The organism is Amniculibacterium aquaticum (genome assembly GCF_003852705.1).
GTDB classification, from domain to species: domain Bacteria; phylum Bacteroidota; class Bacteroidia; order Flavobacteriales; family Weeksellaceae; genus Amniculibacterium; species Amniculibacterium aquaticum.
Map to the genome: position 1 here is coordinate 22,456 of NZ_REFA01000028.1, position 6,000 is coordinate 28,455.

A 6,000-nucleotide genomic window follows, 5' to 3' on the forward strand; every position below is an offset into this window, starting at 1 on the left:
CTTAATTTAAGTATTTTAGTGAATTGCTTTATTACCATAATAACTGAAAAACTAATAAATATGAAAAATCCTGAACTTGAAAACATAATCCGAAAACTGGGACTGAAGAAAGACGATTATCTGTTTCTGACTATCAAAACAGTTTACCTGTATCATATGAAATCGGGTGAAAAAACCGTGGAATACCGCGAACCGTCAGACTTTATTTTTTCAAGGCTTTACAGCGATAATGCAACCAAAAATTTTTCTCAACCTAAAAATATTTCCCACATTTTATTCCAGGCAGGGTATAATCCTGACAGCCCGAGAATGCTGATTGAATTGAAGGGATGGGTATATGTCAACGAAATATATCCAGAAAATATTGATGCTTCTAAATTTCCTATTGACCGTTACAGCGTTAATTTATTACTGGGAAAGATTTTATATGAAAATCTTGATATGTCCCGGGAGGATGAATTCCAGAAAAAAATGGAACGTGAATACGGGGCTCAGCCAAAATCACTTAAATCCCCGAATGCACTTGCAAAAACAAAATCACTCCGGAGAAGTAAAATTAATCGAAAAAAATAATTCTTTTCCTGCCACACGCTTGATTCACCCTGATTTAACCGATAAGCGCAACATAAAGCATACATATTTCGCCCCTTTATAAGAAACGGTGCAGACGGATGAAAGCAAATAATAAAGCCGGTCTTTTGAACCGGCCTGAATGATTTTCGTAGAAGATAAGCGCCTGTTTACGGCTGTTTCCCAAATTCACCAGGTGAATTTTCCGTGGAATTTTCCCGGGATTTTCGGTTTTTGTCGCCGTATTCTTCGGCACTGACTGCCGTTTGTGATACCGCGCCAATGATGGAACCGCCCAAAAGCAAATACCCACCTACGGAAACAACTGCTGCAGGAAGTGTCACCGGAGCAGCCACAAGAACACCACCAACCGCCGACAAAGCCAGTCCGATATTTCTAACGATTCTGAACCATTTTGGCGTTGGTTCCTGAACTCTACTGATTAAATTAAGATTCCTGTTTTTCATGATCCTGATTTTTAATGTTATTTAACTCCAGTTTTGTAACCCTTTGTTCCAGATATTCCACCTTCTGATTAAGAAGGTCATAACTGTTTTTAAACTCTGTTTTGATCAGTAATGCCATGGTCTTGACTTCTGAAATGTCCTTTTCCATACTCTTGAAATCGCTGTGTAATTGCCGGATAAAGTACGCGACTATCGCCAGAAGCACCGAAGAAACCGAACCAAACAAAACATTTAACGTGATTTCATTTTGCATAATGTTCATTTTTTAAAATTGAAAATTGTTGCTGATTTCAATCTGGTTATCCTTTCCGGTTGCCACTTCATACAGTTTTCGGTATACCTGTTTGTAAGCGTCTGTGCTTTGCAGAACCTGATAATCACCGTCTTTCTTGATATAGGACAGTCCGACAAGCGGACAGCCTGCTGTGTTCTCAATAGTATTTCCGATGTGGATATAGACCGCTGAAAAGGTTGGAAGCTCGGCAATCTCAATCATTCCTTTGTGGATTGGTCCATATTTTGGGAAATACGTTTTGTTCATTCCGCCCCAAGTGTTCAAACGAAGTCTGAAAACACCTTCGGGAATGGCGGTCTGTTTCATAATCTTAACGGCTCTGATTTTATCTTCTAGCAAAAAGCACTGAAAAATACCGTTAATATATAGGTGGGAAAGTGTAGAGTTTCTGCCCTCTGCAACCCTGATTATTTTTGCTTTCATTTTTTATAATATTTGGACATTAAACAAAAAAGCCTTCCCGGTTTGGGAAGGCCTTAGAAGTTTGTTTCCTAAAAAACTTCCTCGATTTTGAGACAGTTCCCGGAGGCAAAAGGATAATGATTTCCGTTAACTTCCTGGAAGAACTCAATCCCGATACATTGAACTACCGAAGCGTTTGCAGCCAATACAGGAGCACCCGGAAGTGTTGCTGTAATGGTTGAACCGGCATAAGGAACATTCAACGGGATATAAGGAGAATAAGCGATGTTGGTTAACTCGTTGTTCACCATATCGTCCGGCTCGTAACTTCCTGTAGTTGGGTTGTAGGAAAAATCAGAAAGAACTGCAATTGCATTAATCAGTCTGAAGTGAGTAGATCCTGAAGGAGCAGTAATCAAATCAGCAGGATTAAAAGCAGCAACGATGAAATCTGAAGAAGTTCTTCCTGCATCCGGCTCAATGTCGTAAGGAGCATTAAAAATACCGGAGATTGAAAGGTTCTTGTTGAATTCAAATCCAAGCAGATAATTTTTCTGTGTGGATACTTCAACTTTTCTGTAACCTCTCGCTTCGGTTCCGTCCTCAAGATTGATTTTCTTCATTATTGAAGTTAATCTTCCGGTAACCTGCGGATCTGTAAATTTTCCCATAAGAGCAGAGAGCGCTGTTCTTAACGATTTACCAACTTTTGCACATCCGCCAAATTCGTTCATATTTTCACGCGTTCTTTCGAACTCAGGGGCGCTGTTCACCTGTTCAGCTGTAGGACCGCCGACCATACCTGCGAAGAAGCCTTCCTGACCTTTGATTTTGAAATGTCTAACGTCGCCAATAGTACCGACGTATTTCATAAGACCTTTTTGTCTTGCCATTGTTTTAAATTTTTGAAATTAGAAAAGAGAGAAAAACACTGTTGTCTAGACAGATACAAATATCATTTATTATCTTTATAAAAACAATAGTTAAAATACTGAAAACCAATGAAATACAACGCAATAAGTGCAAACGCTAACGAAATGGAAAGCAGCACAACAGTAAATCCATCAACAAAATATTTTCAAATCAAAAACATTCACGAGCAGCCGTTTTGGATCGTTGAAGAAGTCTTGGACGGAGACAGTCTGAAAGTCAAACAGGAATTCACACAGGAAAGACGTGAAATTCGTCTTTACGGATTGGATGCACCCGAAGTATCATTTTCAAGAAAGATGCGCGAGGATGAAGCGAAAACAGGCATACCTGCCAGTTTGCTACTTCAATATGGTTTGATGTCTTTGAATTATGTTCTACAGGTTTGTCCACCCGGAACACGTATTACGCTATTAACGGAACTGGATAACCGAACCGATTTTTGGCTGAGAGATTTGGCGTATGTCATTCTCCCGACCGACGAATGCCTGAATGAGCTCTTAATAAGCAATGGCTTTGCTAAAGCAAGCCATTCGTATTATTGTTCTATGCTTCCTGAATATCAGCACTTAAATTTCCAGGCAAAACAGGATAAGGCGGGAATCTATCTGTTTATCGATGTTTTCTGATTTGTTCTCCTTATGTTCTACCTATCGAGACAAGAGAGTAAGGAAATGTAGTGTTTAAAGCACTCTGCAATAAGAGTTGATATAATACAATGTTATCTGCAGGCATTTTTTATTTCATTTATTAATATATTAACATTTTTTTTATTTCTTCCCATGGAAACTACTGATGATTGTTTGTCAGGATCACAAATGCTATTTATAAGAATTTTATTTCCGTCAAACACAATTGTTATTTCTTCACCCCAACTTCCTGAAAAAAAACTTGGGCGAGTTTTTGCAATTATATATTCATCTGTAATTTCTTCAGGATACCATTTCAATTTTTCAGCAACTTTCTCAATACATTCTAAAATTTTTTCTTTGCTATTATTAATCTTAATAGTTTTGAATTTTAACTTCTTTTTTTGCATGAAATAAAGCAAAGCGCAAACAATTCCTAATGCAAAGTATAAATAAAATTCGTTTTGGCTGAAATGAAAATTGTTAAATTTAAATGCTTTCACCAAGAAAATCATTATCGGAATTATTAATACCATATAAAATATTTGAAAATGTGTGAAATATCTCCAACCATATAGTTTTAAAATTTCTAAATTTTTGGCTATGTTAATTTGTTCTTTATTCATTGATTTGTAGGGAGTTATGATATGCTTGCAGATAACGAAAAAGTATTGGCGAAGTGCGGGCTGAATTGGACGAAAAGTTCAATTCAGAACCGAGCGTAGCCGATGCTTTTTTCGGATTGTTAAATTACAAAAATAATCAATACGGAAAAGCAATCGGCGGATAAATATTTCAAATCTTTCAACTTGCGTTTCACCCCGCATTTTGCCAATACACTGTTAGCCGTAGTTTTTTTTAATCCGCAGAATCTGTAATTCTTAATTCATTTTTTATTGTATCAATTTTCGTTTCTAATTTTCGAGAAGAATTTGGAAATGTTATTGTTCTAAAATAAAATTGATTTATGTTGTAGTTTCTTACAGTTTGATTATCAATAAGTTCTTTTTCATATTCATTTTTCCAATAGGAACTATAGTCGTCTTGATTAATTTTTTTGAATTTTTTTGAGTTTCTAATTTTGTTAATCAAATTGAGTTTGTCTTTCTCAGAAATCAGAATTTCGTAATCAGTGTAGTAATCAATTAAAGTTTGTTCTTCACTTTTATTAAACACTTTAAATTTATCATTTAGTTTAAAGTTAGATTCAGTCAGTTTTTGTACAATAATTTCTGAATCAGAATCTTGGAAAAAATAAACACACGCAAATATTAACAAAATTAATGAACCTAAAATAATTGAAACTTCTTTTAGTCCATTGAATTTTTTCACAAAAATGAAAAATAGGATAGAAGGAATAATTATTAATAGTAATAAAATTATGATTATTGGAATCACTTGATTTCGTTTAGTTTACGGCTTTTTTATAAAATTACGGCTAACATTTTGGCAGCTTTGCGAGGGAGTGGACTATTATCACAAATTTCCTTGCGAGAACTACATTTCAAATATACTATAATATTTCAAACGGAGAACTTCTTCCGCTCTCTTGCAAAACTGCCCGTTAGCTGTAGCCCGAATTATGGATTTAGCTTTACGATTTTGTCCTCACGAATGACTACAATTTTACTTTTTTTCTCTTTTTTAAATTCTATCATTTTTTCATAGGCCTTTTCAAGACCTTTCAAAATTTTAGTCTTTCTTATATTTTTAGCTTCTTGTGTCATGATATTGTTTTAATTCGTTAAATTTTAATGGATTGTGAATGATAATATCTTCATCGATGTTTTTCTCGGCGATTAAAATATGCTTACCTTCAGAATTGTCAAAAATCAAAACTTGATCTACGATTTCCAAATAAATGTTAAATAGATTTTTGATTCCGTTTAAATATCTTCTTTCGATTACATCTTTTGGAATATCGTGTCCACCTTCACTAACTCTGATTTTTACTCGTTCTTTTGCTAACTCAGAATTTTGTAACCAGAAAAAAAGTAGAGTAGTGTTGTACCCATTTTGTTTTGCAAATTGGATTTTCTGTTTGTATGTTTTTGTTGCTAAAGTGGTCTCAAATGCAAAATTTTCTTCATTTTTGAAAAGCTCGTCTATTCTATTTAACATTATTCTTCCAGCTTCGAATGCAACTTTTTCAGGTTGAAAAGGAGATAACCCTTTTGCAATTTCATCAGCATTTACAAACTCTTTACATTCCAGAATTTCAGGTAAAATAGTAAAAGAAGCTGTTGTTTTTCCAGCTCCGTTACATCCTGCGATGATATAAAGATTTTTTTCATTCATAAATACAAATTTACATTATTTTCTGGATGAAAAACTACTTTTATTTTTTGTGAAATCTCTAATCGGGTTACAGCTAACGGAAAAAGTATTGGCGAAGTGCGGGCAAAAATGGAACTTTAGTTCAATTTTAGACCAAGCGTAGCCGATATTTTTTCCATGAAACTAAACTACAAAAATTATGTGGAATGGAAAAATAGCGGCGACTAAAAAAGTAGAGTAGTTCAACTTTTCCCTAAATCCCGCATTTTGCCAATACAATGTTAGCAGAAGTTTATCTATAACTAGAACTTGTTTAATGTTTCCTAATCAAAATACAACAGAATGCGAGCAGATGAAAATCCCTCCAATGTTTTTCTTTAGTTTCATATCGTATTAATAGCGCTTTAAAGCTATCTATCCAAGCGTTCAT

At 34.8% G+C, this 6,000-nt stretch carries 10 protein-coding genes; 2 read left to right on the forward strand and 8 right to left on the reverse strand.

Going from position 1 to position 6,000, the window contains the following annotated elements:
- Positions 1-60 precede the first annotated feature (60 nt).
- Positions 61-573, forward strand: a complete 513-nt coding sequence (locus EIY84_RS10365) for a hypothetical protein (RefSeq protein ID WP_124642912.1) — start codon at positions 61-63, stop codon at positions 571-573.
- Between the two features lie 167 nt (positions 574-740).
- Here the strand turns inward: EIY84_RS10365 and EIY84_RS10370 are convergent, their stop codons facing one another.
- The 4 genes from EIY84_RS10370 to EIY84_RS10385 all read right to left on the reverse strand — a co-directional run bounded on the left by EIY84_RS10370 (position 741) and on the right by EIY84_RS10385 (position 2,627).
- Positions 741-1,037, reverse strand: coding sequence for a hypothetical protein (locus tag EIY84_RS10370; RefSeq protein WP_124642914.1), 297 nt, complete (start codon positions 1,035-1,037; stop codon positions 741-743).
- Positions 1,018-1,290, reverse strand: coding sequence for a hypothetical protein (locus EIY84_RS10375; RefSeq protein WP_124642916.1), 273 nt, complete (start codon positions 1,288-1,290; stop codon positions 1,018-1,020). The genes EIY84_RS10370 and EIY84_RS10375 overlap by 20 nt, the downstream gene beginning before the upstream one ends.
- Positions 1,291-1,302: 12 nt before the next feature.
- Positions 1,303-1,755 (reverse strand): DUF5675 family protein, encoded by a 453-nt coding sequence (locus EIY84_RS10380; protein ID WP_124642918.1) that lies wholly within the window; start codon positions 1,753-1,755, stop codon positions 1,303-1,305.
- Between the two features lie 68 nt (positions 1,756-1,823).
- On the reverse strand, positions 1,824-2,627 hold the full coding sequence (locus tag EIY84_RS10385; RefSeq protein ID WP_124642920.1) for a hypothetical protein: 804 nt from the start codon (positions 2,625-2,627) through the stop codon (positions 1,824-1,826).
- 108 nt (positions 2,628-2,735) lie between these two features.
- On the opposite strand from EIY84_RS10385, the gene EIY84_RS10390 reads away from it, so the two are divergent.
- Positions 2,736-3,293: a thermonuclease family protein gene (locus tag EIY84_RS10390; RefSeq protein ID WP_124642922.1), complete on the forward strand. Its 558-nt coding sequence runs from the start codon at positions 2,736-2,738 to the stop codon at positions 3,291-3,293.
- A gap of 92 nt (positions 3,294-3,385) precedes the next feature.
- Here EIY84_RS10390 and EIY84_RS10395 read toward each other — a convergent pair whose 3' ends face one another.
- The 4 genes from EIY84_RS10395 to EIY84_RS10405 all read right to left on the reverse strand — a co-directional run bounded on the left by EIY84_RS10395 (position 3,386) and on the right by EIY84_RS10405 (position 5,591).
- Positions 3,386-3,919, reverse strand: coding sequence for a hypothetical protein (locus EIY84_RS10395; protein WP_124642924.1), 534 nt, complete (start codon positions 3,917-3,919; stop codon positions 3,386-3,388).
- Between the two features lie 232 nt (positions 3,920-4,151).
- Complete coding sequence (locus EIY84_RS10400; RefSeq protein WP_124642925.1) at positions 4,152-4,691, reverse strand: hypothetical protein; 540 nt, start codon at positions 4,689-4,691, stop codon at positions 4,152-4,154.
- Between the two features lie 182 nt (positions 4,692-4,873).
- Positions 4,874-5,020 carry a hypothetical protein gene (locus EIY84_RS11835; RefSeq protein ID WP_164472040.1) on the reverse strand — a complete coding sequence of 49 codons (147 nt, stop codon included), beginning with the start codon at positions 5,018-5,020 and terminating at the stop codon, positions 4,874-4,876.
- Complete coding sequence (locus tag EIY84_RS10405; RefSeq protein WP_124642927.1) at positions 5,004-5,591, reverse strand: zeta toxin family protein; 588 nt, start codon at positions 5,589-5,591, stop codon at positions 5,004-5,006. The genes EIY84_RS11835 and EIY84_RS10405 overlap by 17 nt, the downstream gene beginning before the upstream one ends.
- Positions 5,592-6,000: the final 409 nt, after the last annotated feature.